Origin of the sequence: Bradyrhizobium sp. CB2312 (assembly GCF_029714425.1) — a bacterium.
Taxonomy (GTDB): domain Bacteria; phylum Pseudomonadota; class Alphaproteobacteria; order Rhizobiales; family Xanthobacteraceae; genus Bradyrhizobium.
On the sequence record NZ_CP121668.1, the window covers coordinates 5,276,001 to 5,294,149 of the forward strand.

14 protein-coding genes are annotated in these 18,149 nt (G+C 64.8%); 9 read left to right on the forward strand and 5 right to left on the reverse strand.

Annotation, left to right across the window (positions count from 1 at the left end; all coding sequences use genetic code 11):
- Window positions 1-34 precede the first annotated feature (34 nt).
- Window positions 35-1,876: a single-stranded-DNA-specific exonuclease RecJ gene (gene recJ, locus QA642_RS26015; protein WP_283079386.1), complete on the reverse strand. Its 1,842-nt coding sequence runs from the start codon at window positions 1,874-1,876 to the stop codon at window positions 35-37.
- A gap of 283 nt (window positions 1,877-2,159) precedes the next feature.
- On the opposite strand from recJ, the gene QA642_RS26020 reads away from it, so the two are divergent.
- Window positions 2,160-3,236, forward strand: a complete 1,077-nt coding sequence (locus QA642_RS26020; protein WP_283079387.1) for a methyl-accepting chemotaxis protein — start codon at window positions 2,160-2,162, stop codon at window positions 3,234-3,236.
- A gap of 113 nt (window positions 3,237-3,349) precedes the next feature.
- Here the strand turns inward: QA642_RS26020 and QA642_RS26025 are convergent, their stop codons facing one another.
- Window positions 3,350-4,336, reverse strand: coding sequence for a helix-turn-helix domain-containing protein (locus QA642_RS26025; protein WP_283079388.1), 987 nt, complete (start codon window positions 4,334-4,336; stop codon window positions 3,350-3,352).
- Between the two features lie 476 nt (window positions 4,337-4,812).
- Here QA642_RS26025 and QA642_RS26030 point away from each other — a divergent pair, with 476 nt between their 5' ends.
- Genes QA642_RS26030 through QA642_RS26065 form a run of 8 tightly spaced genes read left to right on the forward strand, consistent with a single transcriptional unit; the run spans window position 4,813 to window position 14,472 of the window.
- A complete protein-coding gene (locus QA642_RS26030; RefSeq protein WP_283079389.1) occupies window positions 4,813-5,826 on the forward strand; it encodes a formylglycine-generating enzyme family protein in 1,014 nt (337 codons plus the stop codon).
- 10 nt (window positions 5,827-5,836) lie between these two features.
- On the forward strand, window positions 5,837-7,549 hold the full coding sequence (locus tag QA642_RS26035; protein WP_283079390.1) for an arylsulfatase: 1,713 nt from the start codon (window positions 5,837-5,839) through the stop codon (window positions 7,547-7,549).
- Window positions 7,550-7,551: 2 nt separating this feature from the next.
- Window positions 7,552-7,782, forward strand: a complete 231-nt coding sequence (locus QA642_RS26040) for a hypothetical protein (RefSeq protein WP_283079391.1) — start codon at window positions 7,552-7,554, stop codon at window positions 7,780-7,782.
- A gap of 12 nt (window positions 7,783-7,794) precedes the next feature.
- On the forward strand, window positions 7,795-8,814 hold the full coding sequence (locus QA642_RS26045; protein ID WP_283079392.1) for a DUF1214 domain-containing protein: 1,020 nt from the start codon (window positions 7,795-7,797) through the stop codon (window positions 8,812-8,814).
- Window positions 8,815-8,836: 22 nt separating this feature from the next.
- On the forward strand, window positions 8,837-10,270 hold the full coding sequence (locus QA642_RS26050) for a DUF1254 domain-containing protein (protein ID WP_283079393.1): 1,434 nt from the start codon (window positions 8,837-8,839) through the stop codon (window positions 10,268-10,270).
- 60 nt (window positions 10,271-10,330) lie between these two features.
- A complete protein-coding gene (locus tag QA642_RS26055; protein ID WP_283079394.1) occupies window positions 10,331-11,347 on the forward strand; it encodes a transporter in 1,017 nt (338 codons plus the stop codon).
- 21 nt (window positions 11,348-11,368) lie between these two features.
- Window positions 11,369-13,468 (forward strand): adenylate/guanylate cyclase domain-containing protein, encoded by a 2,100-nt coding sequence (locus tag QA642_RS26060; RefSeq protein ID WP_283079395.1) that lies wholly within the window; start codon window positions 11,369-11,371, stop codon window positions 13,466-13,468.
- A complete protein-coding gene (locus QA642_RS26065; RefSeq protein WP_283079396.1) occupies window positions 13,465-14,472 on the forward strand; it encodes an ABC transporter substrate-binding protein in 1,008 nt (335 codons plus the stop codon). The genes QA642_RS26060 and QA642_RS26065 overlap by 4 nt, the downstream gene beginning before the upstream one ends.
- On the opposite strand, the gene QA642_RS26070 is transcribed toward QA642_RS26065, so the two are convergent.
- From QA642_RS26070 to QA642_RS26080, 3 genes are all read right to left on the reverse strand, one after another.
- A complete protein-coding gene (locus tag QA642_RS26070) occupies window positions 14,451-15,506 on the reverse strand; it encodes a L,D-transpeptidase family protein (RefSeq protein WP_283079397.1) in 1,056 nt (351 codons plus the stop codon). The genes QA642_RS26065 and QA642_RS26070 overlap by 22 nt on opposite strands.
- Before the next feature lie 110 nt (window positions 15,507-15,616).
- Window positions 15,617-16,615, reverse strand: coding sequence for a 4-hydroxythreonine-4-phosphate dehydrogenase PdxA (locus QA642_RS26075; RefSeq protein WP_283079398.1), 999 nt, complete (start codon window positions 16,613-16,615; stop codon window positions 15,617-15,619).
- Window positions 16,612-18,147, reverse strand: coding sequence for a tripartite tricarboxylate transporter permease (locus QA642_RS26080; protein WP_283079399.1), 1,536 nt, complete (start codon window positions 18,145-18,147; stop codon window positions 16,612-16,614). The genes QA642_RS26075 and QA642_RS26080 overlap by 4 nt, the downstream gene beginning before the upstream one ends.
- Window positions 18,148-18,149 lie beyond the last annotated feature (2 nt).

Here is an 18,149-nt window from a genome sequence, read left to right on the forward strand (position 1 = left end):
TATTTTTGACGCATGGGCCCCGCCGGATCTTGCGTTATCTGATCACGGATGGGCCCTGGTCCGGTAGCGCGACGTCGAGGACGCGGAATTGCACGCGCTCGGCGCCCTGGTAGCGGTCGACCGACAGTGAGCCTGCGACATGCAGTTGCTGGCCGCGATTGGCGAGCAGCGCATTGCCGAGCTTCTGGCCGACCGCACGGAATGCGATGCCGTTGACGATCGAACCGTCGCCCGACTTGAAGCGCAGCCTCAAATGCGCCTGCCCGACCTCGTCGGCAAAGACGAGCTGATGCCCCGGCAGCGCCAGCACCGGCTCCGGGTTGCCGCTGCCGAACGGCCCCGCGCGGTTGAGCGTCGTCGCCAGCTCCGTCGTCACCGCGCGCGCGGAGACCGCGCCGTCGATATCGAGCTCGTTGACGTGGCGTGCTTCGGCGACATCCGGCCCCAGCGCACCTTCGAGATAGGCACGGAATTCGGCGAGCTTCTCCTTGCGCAGTGTCACGCCCGCGGCCATCGCGTGGCCGCCGCCCTTCAGCAAGATGCCGTCGGTCACGGCCTGCCGCACCGCCTTGCCGAGATCAACGCCCGCGATCGAGCGGCCCGAACCAGTGCCAATGCCGCCGGGCTCGAGCGCAATGGCAAAGGCGGGGCGCGAGAATTTCTCCTTCAGGCGCGAGGCGACGAGCCCGACCACGCCCGGATGCCAGCCTTCGGACGCCGTGACGATGACGCCGAGCTTGTCCTCCAGCCCGATCGAAGCCAGCGCCTCCGCTTCGGCCTGCGCTTCCGCGGCCTGCTCGATGATGCGGCGCTCGCTGTTGAGGCGGTCGAGCTCGGCCGCGATCCGCGCCGCCTCGACGCTGTCCCCTTCCAGCAAAAGCCGCACGCCGAGATCGGCGCGGCCGATGCGGCCGCCGGCATTGACGCGCGGGCCCAGCATGAAGCCGAGATGCCAAGCCTCCGGCGGGCCGTTGAGCCGCGCGACGTCCATCAGCGCGGTATGGCCGACATGGTCGCGCCGCCGCATCGCGATCAGTCCCTTGGCGACGAAAGCGCGGTTCAGACCAATGAGCGGCGCGACATCAGCGACCGTGCCGAGCGCGACGTGATGCAGCATGCCCAATAGATCGGGCTCGGGCATCTCGGCATTCCAGAAGCCGCGCTGGCGCAGCTCGCGATTGACCGCGACCAGCGTCACCAGCACGAGGCCGACGGCGGCGAGATGGCCAAGACCCGAGAGATCGTCGAGCCGGTTCGGATTGACCAACGCATCGACCTCCGGCAGTTCGTCACCGGCTTGGTGATGGTCGATCACGACCACGGACATGCCGAGGCGCTTTGCTTCGGCGAGCGGCTCGATGCTGGTGGTGCCGCAATCGACGGTGACGAGCAGCGTGGCACCCTTGGCCGCCAGTCCGCGAACCGCTTCGACGTTGGGGCCGTAGCCCTCAAAAATGCGGTCAGGGATGTGGATCAGCGGATCTAGTCCGCAATGGCGCAGGTGCCAGGCCAGCAGCGCCGCCGAGGTCGCGCCGTCGACGTCGTAGTCGCCGAAGATCGCGACCTTCTCGCCCCTCGCCGCCGCGTCCGCGATCCGCTTCGCGGCCGCCTCCATCTCCGTGACCGTGAACGGATCCGGCATGAGCTTCCGGATGGTCGGATCGAGGAAGTCGGCGACCGCGTCGATATCCACCCCGCGGCCCGCCAGCACCCGCGCCAGCAGTTCCGGCAATTGATGCCGCTGCACGATGGCGAGCGCCTTGGCCGCCCCGCGCGCGTCCAGCCGGTCGCGCCAGAGCTTGTCGGTGAGCGAGCGCGCGACACCCAGGAACGCGTGGGGCGTCTCGACGGGCAAGGCGGTGGCGGGCGGTGTCATGGATCGAAATTGGCTTGAGGAACCCGGAGCCGGACACAGGGCGATACGGTGATCGGCTGACAATGACGATTGACCGGGAATTCCCTGGTGTTTGCAATGTCCCCGCCGCACAAAGCGGTGAATTGCCGCTTTGCTGCGCCGACTGACTATCATTTGGGCAATCCGCGGAACAGCAAATTAAGCAGGCGTTAGGCGGAATCCTCGAAAAAGAATTGTATTAGATCTGTGAGTTGTTGTTCCGGGTTCATTGCAGATCAGGCCTCATTGCCAAGGGAAGTCCCCGATGTCTGCTGCGCTGGGTCTCAAAGCCAAGCCGATCGCCACCGAACCCGCCGACGACGATTCCGACATCTCCGCGCTGATCAACCGCCTCACTGCGGAGGTCAACCAGATCGCGGTCGACAAGACCAAGGCGATCCAGCAGATCACCAACCAGATGAAGATGCTGGCGCTGAACGCGCTGATCGAGAGCTCGCGCGCCGGCGCGCAAGGTGCCGGCTTTGCCGTGGTGGCGCAGGAGGTGCGCGGCGTCGGCCAGCAGGTCGAGACCATCGCACGCGAGCTCGAGACCCAGCTGACGAAACGCACCGGCGATCTCGTCGCCTCGATCGACCGCATGAGCCAGCGCTCGCGCGGCGAGCGCATGGTCGACCTGTCGCTCAACGCGGTCGAACTGATCGACCGCAACCTCTATGAGCGCACCTGCGACGTGCGCTGGTGGGCAACCGACTCCGCCGTGGTCGATTGCGCGGCCACGCCTGCTCCGGCGGCGGTCACCCACGCCTCGCAGCGGCTCGGCGTCATCCTCGGCGCTTACACCGTCTATCTCGACCTCTGGCTCTGCGACCTCGACGGCAACGTCGTCGCCAACGGCCGCGCCGACCGCTTTCGTGTCGTCGGCCAGAACGTCGCCCATACCAAATGGTTTCGCGAGGCGCGAACCCTTCGCTCTGGTGACGACTATGTCGCCGGCGACGTCGAGAACCAGCCGCTGCTCGGCAACGCGCAGGTCGCGACCTACTGCGCCAGCGTGCGTGCCGGCGGAGAGGCCCACGGTGAGCCGATCGGCGTGCTCGCCATCCATTTCGACTGGGAGCCGCAGGCGCGTGCGATCGTGCAAGGAGTCCGCGTCGGCGACAGCGACAAGGCCCGCGTGCTGCTGGTCGATTCGAACCTCCGCGTGATCGCCGCCTCCGACGGCCAGGGCATTTTAAGCGAACGCATTGCGCTGTCTCTCAACGGCCAGCGCTCCGGCTTTTACCACGACCGCACCGGCACGATGATCGCCTTCCACGCGACGCCGGGCTATGAGACCTATCGTGGGCTCGGCTGGTACGGCGTGATCGTCTGCGGGGCGTGAGCGAACGCCGGCGAAATGGCCGGCCCAAACAAAAACCGCAAAAACAACCCCATGCACAGTAGCGAGCGCGTTGCTTTCGTTGGTGTTCTACGCGCCATCGACACGTCAGAGCGCTAGGCTCGGGCGATGCCGGCTCGTTGTGCCGGCAACGCGGCAACTCCGAGTGTCTGCGACGGGCGCTCCCCAAACACTGCAAAGTAATATTGCGCGAACCGGCCGAGTTCGTAAAAGCCCTGCTCCATCGCGACGGCCGCCACGGTGGTTGAGCCGGGCGCGCTCTCGCGCAGGATGGAATGAACGGCGCAGAGCCGCTTGTGCCGGAGGAAACTGACCGGGCCGAGGCCGAACACCTCCTGAAAGGCGCGGTGCAAGGTGCGCCGCGACACGCCCAGCGCCGCGCAAATTTCCGACACGTGCACCGGGCGTGTGCCGGCTTCGTCGAGATAATCCTCAACCCTGCGGATCATCCGTCGCGCCGAAGGCAGCCAGCCGCTGTGGTCAGGCGGCAGCGACGACATGACGTTGGCCGCCATGCATTCGACGATCGCTCGTTTCCAGAACTCGAAGGTCGAGGGCGTCAAGCCGTCCTGGTTCGTCCGCAGATGCGACATGATCCGGACCAGGCGACGCGAGGCAATCGTACCGGTCTCGGGATCCGCCCGAAAATGGCCGCGGCTGCGCCAGGTGTCGGGATCGCTCAGTCGCGCCTCGCCGCCGAACAGCGAGGCAACCCCATCGAGGTCGAAGCGCATCGCGGCGTAAGCGGACGCGCCGTGGAAGACGCCGTCATGCTCGAGCAGCGGCGGGATCACGAGCACGTCGTTGAGCTGCATGTCGAACGACCAGTGCGCAACGCGCTCCTCAGCCGCGAGCAGCATGCCGATGATCAGCTTGTCGTCGCTGGAGACGCGCTGCGTGCGCATGCCGACGTTGAAGGCGCCGATGCTGAGCGAGAAGTCGCCGATACCAACATGCGACAACGTCCCGCGCAGTCGTCCGCGTCCGAGCTGCATCACGTCGACATGCGAGCCGTGAACGGCCTGGTGAAGTCCTTCGAAACCGTCGAGCTTGCGCGAATCAACCAGAAGGAACTGCCCCATGGCCGCACCCTGTCACTCAAGCGCGACAATTCTGCGGCATGCAGCGGTGCGATACCACCACAACGCGAGATGGATGCGACAACCCGCCTGCGCGTTTTGATACAAACGCTATCGAAATCCGGCGAGCGAAATTGCTGCACCCGACGCTAGTTGCTGCGATTTGTAACATGGGGCGTTAAGTCTCACCCACTGCTTCAGCGTACTGGCACAAACTGCACATCACAGCCTCCCATTCTTCGGATACCGTTTGCAACCTCAGCGATATCAATCGGAAGCGCTCTGTCGATGGCGGAGCGCACGCGGCAGGGTTTTTGCCGCGTGGTGGAAGCCGTGCGTAAAGGAAAGAGCGGTTGACGCAATACCGCGTCTTTCTCTCCAAGAGCGCCGAGAATGAGGGGGCCAGACAATGCGTCCAGCGTACAGGACAACGCGCCGTCGTCGGCATCTGCCACCTACGCCGTAGCGTCAGGTCCACCATGCTGCGGGCAGACCTCGATCATTGCGAGTGGTTGCCGGACGATGCGAAGACCGGCGAGATGGTCTTCATTCCCGGCGGAACCTTTCGCATGGGATCCGACCATCATTATCCCGAGGAGGCGCCGAGCCATCGCGTTTCGGTCGACGGCTTCTGGATCGATCGCACACCCGTCACCAACCGGCAGTTCAAGCAGTTCGTCAACGCGACCGGCCATGTCACGGAAGCGCAGATCGTTCCAGACCCCAAGGACTATCCCGGCGCCCTGAAAGAGATGCTCTACGCGGGATCATTGGTGTTCTCGCCGCTGCCGCGCATCACCGATCTCGCCGACTGGAGCCAGTGGTGGTCTTTCATGCGCGGCGCCAACTGGCGCCATCCTTACGGTCCCGGCAGCAACATCAAGGGCCTCGACGATCATCCGGTCGTGCACGTCTCCTACAGTGATGCGGCAGCCTATGCCCATTGGGCCGGCAAGGAGCTGCCGACGGAAGCCGAATGGGAGTTTGCCGCGCGGGGTGGCCTCGAAGGCGAGGAGTTCGCCTGGGGCGATGCTCTGATGCCTGGCGGCAAGCACATGGCCAATATCTGGCAGGGGAACTTCCCCGTCCAGAATCTCGGCGAGGATGGGTTCAAGCGTACCTCGCCGGTCATGGCCTTTCCGCCGAACGGCTACGGTCTCCACGACATGATCGGCAATGTCTGGGAGTGGACATCCGACTGGTGGTCGGCCCGGCACATGGCCGAGGCTGCAAAACCCTGCTGCATCCCGAAGAATCCGCGCGGCGGCCCCGAGGATGCGAGCTTTGATCCATGTCAACCCGACATCCGCATCCCGCGCAAAGTCTTGAAGGGCGGCTCGCATCTGTGCGCGCCGAACTATTGCCGCCGGTACCGCCCCGCGGCGCGCCATGCCGAGCCGGTCGATACCTCGACCAGCCATGTCGGATTCAGGTGCGTGGTGCGGCTACCGGTTGGCGTTCGTCACGAGCAGGAAGGACGTGCCGCAACGTAGGGAGTATCGCATGAGCAGCGAGTCGAAGAACAAGAACAACCAGTCCCGTCAACCGATCGATCGCAGACATCTGCTGCTTGGAACATCCTCCATCGTCGCCGCCGCGGCCCTGACGTCCGAGGCCATGGCGCAGGCCCAGAAAGCAGCCCCTGCCCCTGCCCCCGCCCCGTCGCCGACGTCGTCCGGCCGCAAGCCGAACATCCTCGTGATCTTCGGCGACGACATCGGCCAGACCAATATCTCCGCCTATTCCTTCGGCGTGATGGGATATCGCACCCCGAACATCGATCGCCTCGCCAAAGAAGGCATGATGTTCACCGACTACTATGCCGAGCAGAGCTGCACCGCCGGGCGATCGTCGTTCATCACCGGCCAGTGCACGCTGCGGACGGGATTGTCGAAGGTCGGCATTCCCGGTGCCGCCGTCGGCCTCCAGTCACGCGACGTGACGATCGCCGAATTGCTCAAACCGCTTGGTTATGCGACCGGCCAGTTCGGCAAGAACCATCTCGGCGATCGCAACGAATACCTGCCGACCGTGCACGGTTTCGACGAGTTCTTTGGCAATCTGTATCACCTCAACGCCGAGGAGGATCCGGAGAACCGGTTCTATCCGCGCGACCCCGGCTTCCTGGAGAAATTCGGACCACGCGGCGTCCTGCGCTGCAAGGCCAGCGAACGCGACGATCCGACCGAGCACCCGCGCTTCGGACGGGTCGGCAAGCAGACCATCGAGGATACCGGCTCTCTAAACAAGAAGCGGATGGAGACGATCGACGACGAGACCTCGGCTGCGGCGATCGATTTCATCAAGCGGCAGGCGCAGGCCAACACGCCGTTCTTCTGCTGGTTCAACTCCACCCGCATGCATTTCCGCACGCATGTCCGGCCCGAGCATCGCGACAAGCCTGGGCTGACGTCCCGGACCGAATATGCGGACGGTATGATCGAGCACGATGCGACGATCGGAACGATCCTGAAGGCGCTCGACGATCTCGGCATCGCCAATGACACCATCCTGATCTACACGACCGACAACGGACCGCACCAGAATTCCTGGCCCGATGCGGGCACGACCCCGTTCCGCAGCGAGAAGAACACCAATTGGGAAGGCGCATTCCGCGTTCCCTGCATGATCCGATGGCCTGGCCGCGTCGCAGCCGGCTCTGTCTCGAACGAGCTCGTCAGCGGTCTCGACTGGATGCCGACGCTGCTCGCCGCCGCAGGCGATGCCGACGTCAAGCAGAAGCTCCTGAATGGTTATCAGGTCGGCGGCAGGACTTTCAAGGTCCATCTCGATGGCTACGACCAGCTTGCCTATCTCACGGGACAGCAGCCCAACGGTGCGCGCAAGGAATTCGTCTATTTCAACGACGACGGCGACGTCGTCGCTGCGCGTATCGAGAACTGGAAGATCGTGTTCGAGGAGCAGCGCGCAAACGGAACGCTGCGCATCTGGGCCGAGCCATTCACGAAGCTTCGCGTCCCGAAATTCTTCAACCTGCGCTCGGATCCCTATGAGCGCGCCGACGTCACGTCCAATGTCTACTACGACTGGCTCATGTCGGACGCGGCGGGCGTCATGATCGCAGGGCCAACGATCCTGTCGCAGTTCCTGCTGACATTCAAAGCGTACCCGCCGAGCCAGCGGCCATCGAGCTTCAGCATCGACCAGATGGTCGAGAAGATGCAGCAGAGTTTTGACGCGGTGCAGAGTAACTGACGGTGGCGCCAGGGCAGACGCAGACGTCGCGCACGGCCGTCATGCCGAAGGCGATCGAGGCCGTGCCGTTCGCCGTTCGCGTCAGGCTCGACAACGCGGAGTTCGTCAGGCGACTGCCGACCGGCAGCGCCGGAACGGCGGCGATCTACACCGACCACGTCAGGCCGACCCACATCGTCCACCGCCTGCGCCTGCGGCAGGTCGCGATCCTGAACTACGTCAATCCGTTCTAGCTGAGAGGACACATGAAAAGAACAGTGCTGACGGTCCCGTTCCTTCTCTTCATGTCGAGCGCGCAAGCGCAGTCGCCGGTCCCGGTGACCGTCGATAATTTCGGGCGTGCGGAGTCCGACCTCTATTTCGGTAACGGGGTCAAGGAGGCCGGCGGGATCGGCAAGCTGTTTCACCACCGCGAGCCCGTGGCGATGGACAAGCAGGGCGTTATCCGCTCGAACCGCGATACGCTGTATTCGCTGGCCGTGGTCGATCTCGATGCCGGACCGGTGACGATTACCTTGCCCGACGCTGGCAAGCGGTTCCGGTCGTTGATGGTGATCAACGAGGACCACTACATCGTCGGCGACATCGAGTATCGCGCCGGCAAATACAGCTATGACCGGAACAGGGTCGGCACCCGCTATGGGCTGATCGGACTGAGGACCCTCGTCGATCCCAGTGATCCCAAGGATGTCGAGAAGGTCCGCGCCGTCCAGGACGCCGTCACGATCAGCCAGAAAGCGCCTGGCACGTTCGAGATACCGAACTGGGATCCGGCAAGCCAGAAGAAGGTGCGCGACGCCCTCCTCGTGCTTGCCTCGACCGCAGGCGGCTTCAAGAATGCGTTTGGCGCCAAGGGACAGGTCGATCCGGTCAGGCATCTGATCGCAACCGCAGCAGGATGGGGCGGAAATCCCGACAAGGACGCAACCTATCTCAGCTTCACCCCCGAGAAGAACGACGGCAGCACGGTCTACAGATTGACAGTTCCCGGCAACGTGCCGGTCGACGGCTTCTGGTCCATCAGCCTCTACAACGCCGAGGGCTATTTCGAGAAGAACCCGTACGACGCCTACTCGCTCAACAATCTGACCGCGGCGAAATCGGCTGACGGCTCAACGACCGTCCAGTTCGGCGGCTGCGACGGCAAGATCCCGAACTGCCTGCCGACCATGAAAGGCTGGAATTACACGGTCCGGCTCTATCGGCCGCGCCCTGAAATCCTGAACGGCAAGTGGAAATTCCCCGAGGCGCAGCCGGTGGGCTGAGCACGCACACAGGGAGCCTGCGATGAAGACGCTGCTTTCCGGAGTTGTTGCCATGATGCTGACGGCTACGGGGACATCCGCGCAGACCGCCTCGCTGGACGAGCTCGCCGCGCGCCAGGTCCAGCGCCGCGCCGTCGAGGCGGTTGTCTGGGGCATGCCGATCGTCAATTACGATCTCATGCTGCAGGAGATGCTGACCAAGACACCAGGCAAGGTGAACGAGGTGATCTACTGGGGCAAGCCGCTGGACTGGAAGAACCAGACGCTGACGCCCAATCCCGACACGCTCTACTTCATGGCATTTCTGAATACGAAGGACGTCGGTCCCATTGCCATCGAAATTCCGCCGGCGGGGCCCGCTGGCTCCCTCAACGCCAACATCGTCAACGCCTGGCAGCAGCCGCTGGAAGACGCAGGCCTGCTCGGCGTGGACAAGGGCGCCGGCGTCAAGCTCGTGATGCTGCCGCCCGGCTACACGGGCCAGACGCCGGCCGGATTCGAGCCGCTCCAGCCCAACACGTTCGGCAGCTACGTGCTGTTCCGCTCCAACATGAAGAGCCACGGCGATGCCGATGTCGCCAATTCCATCGCTTACGGCAAGCAGATCAAGGTTTATCCAATTTCGCAGGCATCGAATCCCCAGGCGACGGTCTTTACCGACGTCAAGGACGTCCTGTTCGACTCGACGATCCGCTACGACGACAGCTTCTTCGTCAATCTCGATCGCGCCGTGCAAAGCGAGCCATGGCTGATGCGCGACCGGGCGATGATCGATCAGCTACGCACGATCGGCATCGAGAAGGGCAAGGCGTTCGCACCGGATGCGAAGCTGAGGCAGGCGCTGAAGGACGGCATTCGCGAAGCCCACGCACTGATGGGAGCGAGATACGACGCCGGTCTGCCCGCATTTTTCGACGGCACGCACTGGACGCTCCCTGCGCATCCGGAGGTGCTGAACGCGGCCGCGGCCAATTTCGAGGAGCCGAATGCCTATCCGGTCGACTGGCGGGGTCTCGCCTACACCTATGCCTATGTCGGCATCAAGCGACTCGGCGCCGGCCAGTTCTACCTGATCAACATCAAGGATAGGGATGGCCAGAGCTACGACGGCGGAACGACGTATCGCCTCCACGTTCCGCCGAACGTACCAGTGGACCAGTATTGGTCACTGACGGCCTATGACCGCGATACGCACGCGCTGATCAAGAATGTCGACCGTGCCAGTCGGGCTTCGAACAACGCCGACGTGAAGAAGAATGCCGACGGCTCGGTCGATGTCTACCTTGGACCCAAGCCGCCCACAGGCCAGGAGGCGAACTGGATCCCGACCGATCCCGCCCGCAAATTCGAAATGATGTTCCGCCTCTATGGGCCGAAGCAGGAGCTGTTCGCAAAGAGCTGGAAGCTGCCTGATGTCGAGCCTCTCGCCACGACGGTCGGCGGCGCGACGAAGTAGCGGGGGCCGCGTTTGGGAAGCCCGGCCTGGTGGGTGCAACGACAAGAACGAGAAAACGACATGACGGGACACATGCGAAGCGCCGCGCTGGCATCTGCGTTGATGGTGACGGCCTTCCCCCCTCAACCCGCCCTCGCCGCTGCCGGCGGCGTCAGCTTCTGGCTTCCAGGCATCTTCGGCAGCTTTGCAGCCGTGCCGGTGACGCCGGGATGGGCCTATTCGACGATCTACATTCATCTCAGCGACAAGGCCGGGACCGGGCAGAACTTCGTCACCAGCGGCGGCATCCCGGGATCGGTGACCGCCGGCCTCAATGCACATGCCGACGTGCTCGCGATGGGTATCACCTACACCTCGCCGACGCCGGTGCTAGGCGGCCAGGCCGGATTCAGCGTGCTCACCGCGCCCGGCAATATCGCGGCCGGCATCGACGCGACGCTGACCGGCCCGCGCGGCAACACCATCTCGGGCAGCGCCACGGACAATCGCACCACGCTGACCGACGTGTTCTACCAGGGCACGCTGAAATGGAACCAGGGCGTCCACAACGAGCTGATCTACATCACCGGCAACATCCCGAGCGGCACCTACGATTCCAGCCGGCTCGCGAATCTGAGCTTCGGCTTCCCCGCGATCGATGCGGGCGCCGGCTACACCTATCTCGATCCGAAGACCGGACACGAATTCTCCGTCGTCGGCGGCCTCACCTACAGTTTCATGAACGGCGCGCTACAGTACCAGAACGGCATCGACTTCCATCTCGACTGGGCCGCCTCGCAGTTCGTCAGCAAGAACGTCCATGTCGGTCTCGCCGGCTATTACTTCCAGCAGATCACCGATGACAGCGGCCCCGGCGCCAAGCTCGGCGGCTTCAGAGGCATGTCGGTCGGCATCGGCCCGCAGATCGGCTTCATGATCCCGATGTCCGACGACTATCAGGGCTATCTCAACATCCGCGGCTACAAGGACCTCGAGACCGAGAACCGGCCGAACAGCTGGTCGACCTGGGTCACCTTCTCGGTCTCGCCGGGAGCGCGCGCAGCGGCCGCGACGAAGCCGATCGTTCGAAAATACTGACGGAGGCGTCACGCAGCTCCGATGACAGGAGAGAAGACCAGCAACCGCGTCTTTCGCATCGGCTTCCAGACATCGATCATCACGGTGTTCGTCGCCGTCGTGCTGATCGTCGGCCTGACCCTGGTCTATCTCAGCTTCGCGCGCGTGACATCGATCACGCGGACCGCTGCCTCCGGCTTCATCGAGAAGGTGGCGCAGCTCGGCGCCGACCACGTCGACGAGCAGTTCCAGAATGTCCGCGACAATCTCGACATCCTGTCCGGCCTGCCGGCGATCCAGGAGGCCGACATCGCGGACAATTCGCGGCTGTACAGCCTGATGGCGGCGATGCTGCGCAACAACCCGCAGCTCTTCAATCTCTATGTCGGCTATGAAGACGGCTCGTTCATCGAGATGGACGTGATCGACCGCGCCAAGCCGGCGTTCAGGTCGGGCCTGAAGGTCGATGAGGATGCGAAGTTCCGGCTGGTCGTCATCTCGCGCACGGCCGGCAGCGCGCCGGTCACGCAATATCTGTCCGAAAATCTCATCGAGGTCGCGGAGGTCCCCGGCCCCACCGGCTACGACCCGCGGCAGCGGCCCTGGTATGTCGAGGCGTTCAGGACCGACAAGACACTGCTGACGGGGCCTTACGTCTTCTACGCCACCGGCGAGCCCGGCTACACGCTGCGGACGCCGCTGAAGGAAGGCCGCCGCGGCGTCGTCGCCGGCGACGTGCTGCTGAACCGGTTCGAGGACATGCTGGCGGAGCAGAAGCTCGGCCAATCCGGGCTCGCCTTCCTCTTCAACGATGCCGAGCGCATCGTCGGCCATCCCGAGATGAGCCGCCTGATGGCGGAAATCCCGGAGCGGCAGGACGACCTGCCGCAGATCGGCGGGCTCAAGATGCCGGCGCTGGTGCCGATCATCCGGTCGTGGCGCAACGGCGGGCCGGCCCAGCAGTTCTTCACGGATGGCGCGGGCCGGATATATATCGCTGCGGTTCACCGGCTCGATACGACCGGCTCCGCCAATGTCCGGCTCGCGATGTTCGCGCCGCTCGATGAATTCTACGCCCGGATCATCGATGAGCGGCGCACGCTGTTCGCGCTGGCGCTGGCCTTCGTCGGCGCCACGCTTCCGTTCGCGTTCTGGCTGGGGTCGCTGATGGCGCAGCCGCTGCGCAAGCTGGTCGAGGAGACCGACGCGATCCAGCGTTTCGACATCGCGGAACGGCCGCGCATCCATTCCGCCATCGGCGAGATCGAGGAGCTCGGCCGCTCGGTCTTCACCATGCGCAGCGTGGTCCGCAGCTTTGCGAGCTTCATCCCGCGCCCGATCGTGCGGCAGCTGATCGAGACCGGCTCGTCACTCCGCCTCGGCGGCTCCCGGCGCGAGGTCACGGTGCTGTTCACCGATGTCGCCGACTTCACCGCCAAGACCGAACGCGCCGACCCGTCGCAGGTGATGATCTACACCTCGCGCTATTTCGCGGCGCTGTCGGACGAGATCATGCGGCACCAGGGCACGGTCGACAAATATATCGGCGATGCCGTGATGGCGTTCTGGAATGCGCCCGCGGATGACCCCGATCATACCGCCAACGCCTGCCGCGCGGTTCTCGCATGTCTCGCCGCGAACGAGGCCCTCAACAAAGACTTCCGGCGCGACGGCTGGCCGCCCTATGACACGCGCTTCGGCCTGCATGTCGGCGACGCCGTGGTCGGCAATGTCGGCTCGAGCGACCGGATGAACTACACCGCGCTCGGCGCCACCGTGAACCTGGCGTCGAGGCTGGAAGGCCTCAACAAGAGCTACGGCACACGCGTGCTCGTTAGCGCAGCGGTGCGCGCCCGAGCCGGGCACGCGTTCCTGTTCCGCAGCGTCGACAACATCACCCCGAAGGGGTTTGCCGAGCCGATCGAGGTCAGCGAGCTGCGCGGCGAGCTGGCGCAGGCCGGCGAGGCCGAGATCGCGATGTGCCGGCGCTGGGACGAGATCTTTGCGTTGATCGCCCAGGATGGTTCCGCCGAGACGGCCCGGGTCCGGCTCTCCGGATTCTTGCACGACCATCCCAAGGATTCCGTCGCACTGCTTCATGCCCAGCGATTGCGGTCCTCGGCCCAGGGGGCGGCGGCATGAGCATTCGCGCCCCCAGTCGCCGGCAATTGCTGCGCCGGGGCGCGGCGCTGGCGGCCGCGTCGGTCGTGCTCGCGGCACCGGCCATTGCGCAGGCCCGCACCAAACTCCGGCTCGGCTATCTCCACGTGGTCGCGGTGGACGGTCACATCTGGACCGGGCTCGATCGCGGCGCGTTCGACCGCGAAGGCATCGATTTCGAGCTGCACGAGTTCAACACCGGCCCCGAGGTCTTCGAGGCGATGACGCGCGGAGAGCTCGACGTCGTCTCGGCCGGCGGTGTCATCTCCAATTATCTGGCGCTCGGCCGCGGCCGGGGTTTTCTCATCAACGACATCGAGGTTGCGACCGCGCAGCTCTGGGTTCGGCCAACGCTCGGGGTGACCAGGCTCGCCGATCTCAGGGGCAAGCGGATCGCGACGACCAAGAAGACCACGGCGCACATCTTCCTCGACCGGGCGCTGCGCGCCAACAGCATCAATCCGTCAGAGGTGGAGATCGTCAATTCGAGCATGCCGGATGCGGTCGGGGCGTTCATCGCCGGCGAGGTGCCGGCCGTCGCGCTCTGGGTGCCGTTCAACGTCGCCGTGCGCGAGGCGCTGCCAGACGCGGTCAAGCTGGTGGATGCCTCTGCCTTCTATCCGCAATCGGCCGTGCTCGGCGGCTGGGCGGCGCGGACGGATTATTACGCCGAAAACAAGGGAGTTCTGAGCCGGATCATCCGTGGCTGGATCGATGCGAACGACCACATGGTGCGCAACCCGGCCGCGGCGGCCGAAGGGCTCCAGGCGCACTACGGGCGGTCGCGTCCCGCCGACATCGTCGAGGCCTTCAAGGCGCAAAAACTCTATTCCGCGCGTGAATGGCGGCGGCTCTACGCGAACGGCACCGTCGCAAAATGGTTGCAGCAGGTCAGCGACTTCTTCATGACGGACGCCGGCGTCACCAATGCCCTGCGCGCGACCGATTATTTCGATACGCAGCTCTACCTGGCAGCCGTCGGATAGCGATCGTCCACGAACACGACCGGCGTTCCTTTCGCGACACGGCCCGCGACGCGCTCGGCGTCCCAATTGGTGAGACGCACGCAGCCGTGGGATTCGGCCTTGGAGATCTTGTCCGGCGACGGCGTGCCGTGAATGCCGTAACCCTCGGCCGAGAGGTTGATCCAGACCGTGCCGACCGGGTTGTTCGGACCGGGCTTGATGGTGAAGGGCTTGCGGGAATGGACGCCCTTGAAGCGGTAGGCCGGATTGTAGCGATAGAACGGATTCTTGCTGACTTCCGTCACCTTGAGCGTACCTGAAGGCGACGGCTTCTCCTCGCTCCCGACGGTTGCCGGATAGAACCCGATCAGCGCATTCGACTTGTCGAACAGCTTGACGGTCTGCCTGACCTTGTCGATCTCGACCCTGTCGGCTTTGGCAGGTGCCTCCTCGCCTGCGCTCGCTGTGTCGACGACGACGATGGTGTCGCCGGCACGATCGAACTGGCGCCCGGGATTGAGCGCGGCCAGGAGCCGCTCGCTCATGTGGAACTTCTCGGCCAGGGCTTCGCGCGGACTGGTGTAGCCAAGCTTCGGAATGTCCTTCATGTCCTCCATCTTCGACGGCAGCTTGTTCAGGAACGGTCCCGCCACGTCCTGCCCGGTGATGGTGTAGGTCAGCGTCACCGGCCGGTCGTCCGCCCGCAGTGCCTTCCAGACATCCTCGGTCGGGGTGTCCGTACTCGGCAGTTGCCGGGCCTCGGTATAGGCCCGCAGCGCCTTCTTCGCGTTCTCGCCGAACCTGCCGTCGATCTCGCCTGGCGAGAAATGGGCCCTGTCGAGCAGGACCTGCAGACGCACGCCGGCCGGCGTCGGCTTCTTGTTCGAGAGAGTCTTCTTCGAGGGCTCGGCAGAATCGATGGCAGCGGGGTTGATCTCGGCCGCGAATGCGGGCGCTGCGCTCAGCGCAAGAGCCAGAACAAGGCAGATTTCGCGGGCGCGCCCCATCGACCACGCGCTATTCACCGTCCTCCGTCGCACGCCGTCGTCGCCCATGTGCCAGCTCCGGGATGGAGACATTCACCGAATTGGCAACTCGGCGCGAGGGCAGAAGTTTCCAGTTCTTCCCGGAAGACGACTGGCGCAGCACCTTGATCGGGTGCCACTCAGGATGAGGTCGCCATCTCGGCCGCGAGCAGCAATGCGGCGCGGCTGGCGCCGATCGAGGCGATGCCCTGGCCTGCGATGTCGTAGGCGGTGCCGTGCGCGGGCGTGCAGATCGGGAACGGGAAGCCGCCGAGCAAGGTCACGCCGCGATCGAACCCCATCAGCTTCATCGCGATCTGGCCCTGGTCGTGATACATCGTCAGCACCGCGTCGAACACGCCGGCCTTGGCGCGCAGGAACACGGTATCGGCCGGAAACGGCCCCTCCGCGGCAATGCCCTCGGTCTGCCCCGCCGCGACCACGGGCGCGATCACGTCGATCTCCTCGCGGCCGAAATTACCGCCGTCGCCGGCATGCGGATTGAGACCGGCGACTGCAATGCGCGGCCGCGCAAAACCGGCATTGCGCATGCAGGCATCGGTCAGCTTGAGCGCGCGGTGGATGCGCTCGCCGGACAGCTTTGCAGCGACGTCCTTCAGCGGAATGTGGGAAGTGACGCGCGCGTTCCAGAGCCGGTCGAGCACGTTGAATTCGCTTGCGGGCGTCTTGAGCCCGACCACCTCGGCGGAAAACGCGATCTCGTCGTCATACTCGGCGCGGGCAAGCCGCATCGCCTGCTTGTTGAACGGCGTGAAGCAGACAGCGTCGACGCGGCCGTCGCGGCCAAGCTCGAGCGCGTGGCGATAATTGGCCAGCGCGAACTTGCCGCCGGCAAGGGTCGCGGTCTTCGGCTCCACCTCCCGGGGATCGAGGTGGCGGAGATCGACGAACAGCGCATCGCCCTGCGTCGCGCGAAAATCAGCGCCCTGCTCTGCCATGGTCAGCTCCGGCATGACGCCAGCGACGCGCGCGCCCTCGTCGAAGATGCGGCGGTCGCCGATCACGACGAGGCGGCAGCGGGCGCGGATGTCGTCCTGCGCCACGAGCTTTGCGGTCAGCTCCGGGCTGATGCCGGCGGGATCTCCCATTGCCAGTGCAATGAGCGGCTTTGCGGTCATATGATTACCTTCTCTGGGGCTCTCTCTTGGGTCGACGGCGCAGGCTTGCGAAAGAGGCGCACGAGCTGCAAGGCGAGCGGAAGCAGCAGCAGCGCGATGCCGCCGACGATCAAGCACGTCACCAGCTTGTTCGCGAAGAAGACGCCGAGCGAGCCCTTCGACATCAGCATCGACTGCCGGAACGCATCCTCGGCCTTGTCGCCGATGACGATCGCAAGCACCAGCGGCGCCAAGGGATAGAACAGCTTCTTGAAGAGATAGCCGACGATGCCGAAGCCGAGCATCATGACCACGTCGAGATAGGAGTTCGACACCGAATAGGCGCCGACGACGCAGATGATGACGATCAGCGGTGCGATCACCACGAACGGAATTCGCATCAAGGCGGCGAACACCGGCACGGTCAGCAGCACCAGCGCAACGGCGACGATGTTGCCGACATACATCGAGGCGATCAGGCCCCAGACGAAGTCTTTCTGGTCCACGAACAGCATCGGCCCGGGATTGAGGCCCCAGATCATTAGCCCGCCCATCATGACGGCGGCCGTGGCGGAGCCGGGAATGCCGAGCGAGAGCATCGGCAGCAGCGCGCTGGTGCCGGCGGCGTGATCGGCCGTCTCCGGCGAGATGATGCCTTCGACCTCGCCCGTGCCGAAATAGCGGCCGCGGCGCGAGAAGCGACGGGCGATGCCGTAGCTCATGAAGGAGGCCGCGGTCGGACCGCCCGGCGTGATCCCCATCCAGCAGCCGATCGCGGCGCTGCGCAGCAGCGCAACGCTGTGCCGCGGCAGGCGGCCGACCGCACGAAACACCTCGCGCCAGTCGATCTTCGAGGAGACCGCGCGGGCGTGAAACTCCTCCTCGACCGCGACCAAGAGCTCGCCGATGCCGAACAGGCCCATGACAGCAACGACGAAGTTCACGCCCTTCACGAGTTCGTCCACGCCCATGGTGAGGCGGACGCTGCCGGAGACGGTGTCGATGCCGATGGCCGCGATGGCAAAGCCGATGGCCAGCGCCACGACGGTCTTGATTGGCGCCGCGCCACCCATGCCGACGAAGCTGGCGAAGGCCAGGAAGTAGACTGCGAAATATTCCGGCGGCCCGAAGGCGAGCGCGACCTGCGCTACCCAGGACGCGAGGAAGGTGATCAGGATGACGCCGATCAGCGCGCCGAACGCGGCCGAACCGAAGGCGGTCGCGAGTGCCGTCGTCGGCCGGCCGTCGCGCGCCATCGGGTAACCGTCGAAGGTGGTGGCGACGGAGGACGGCTCGCCCGGGATGTTGAACAGGATCGAGGTCACGGAGCCCCCGAACAGCGCGCCCCAATACATGCTGGAGAGCAGGATGATCGCCGAGACAGGCTGCATGCCGAAGGTGAGCGGCAAGAGCAACGACACGCCGTTCGGAGCACCCAGCCCCGGAAGAACGCCGACGAGAATCCCGAGCAGCACGCCGACCGCCATCAAGGCCAGATGCGGCACTGTGACTGCGATGGTGAAGCCGTGGAGGAGCTCCTGGAGATTGTCCATCC

What these genes read in the sequence shown, in the direction of transcription:
- recJ (WP_283079386.1), bottom strand. Translation starts at nt 1,876, where the DNA reads ATGACACCGCCCGCCACCGCCTTGCCCGTCGAGACGCCCCACGCGTTC.
- QA642_RS26020 (WP_283079387.1), top strand. Translation starts at nt 2,160, where the DNA reads ATGTCTGCTGCGCTGGGTCTCAAAGCCAAGCCGATCGCCACCGAACCC.
- QA642_RS26025 (WP_283079388.1), bottom strand. Translation starts at nt 4,336, where the DNA reads ATGGGGCAGTTCCTTCTGGTTGATTCGCGCAAGCTCGACGGTTTCGAA.
- QA642_RS26030 (WP_283079389.1), top strand. Translation starts at nt 4,813, where the DNA reads ATGCTGCGGGCAGACCTCGATCATTGCGAGTGGTTGCCGGACGATGCG.
- QA642_RS26035 (WP_283079390.1), top strand. Translation starts at nt 5,837, where the DNA reads ATGAGCAGCGAGTCGAAGAACAAGAACAACCAGTCCCGTCAACCGATC.
- QA642_RS26045 (WP_283079392.1), top strand. Translation starts at nt 7,795, where the DNA reads ATGAAAAGAACAGTGCTGACGGTCCCGTTCCTTCTCTTCATGTCGAGC.
- QA642_RS26050 (WP_283079393.1), top strand. Translation starts at nt 8,837, where the DNA reads ATGAAGACGCTGCTTTCCGGAGTTGTTGCCATGATGCTGACGGCTACG.
- QA642_RS26055 (WP_283079394.1), top strand. Translation starts at nt 10,331, where the DNA reads ATGACGGGACACATGCGAAGCGCCGCGCTGGCATCTGCGTTGATGGTG.
- QA642_RS26060 (WP_283079395.1), top strand. Translation starts at nt 11,369, where the DNA reads ATGACAGGAGAGAAGACCAGCAACCGCGTCTTTCGCATCGGCTTCCAG.
- QA642_RS26065 (WP_283079396.1), top strand. Translation starts at nt 13,465, where the DNA reads ATGAGCATTCGCGCCCCCAGTCGCCGGCAATTGCTGCGCCGGGGCGCG.
- QA642_RS26070 (WP_283079397.1), bottom strand. Translation starts at nt 15,506, where the DNA reads ATGGGCGACGACGGCGTGCGACGGAGGACGGTGAATAGCGCGTGGTCG.
- QA642_RS26075 (WP_283079398.1), bottom strand. Translation starts at nt 16,615, where the DNA reads ATGACCGCAAAGCCGCTCATTGCACTGGCAATGGGAGATCCCGCCGGC.
- QA642_RS26080 (WP_283079399.1), bottom strand. Translation starts at nt 18,147, where the DNA reads ATGGACAATCTCCAGGAGCTCCTCCACGGCTTCACCATCGCAGTCACA.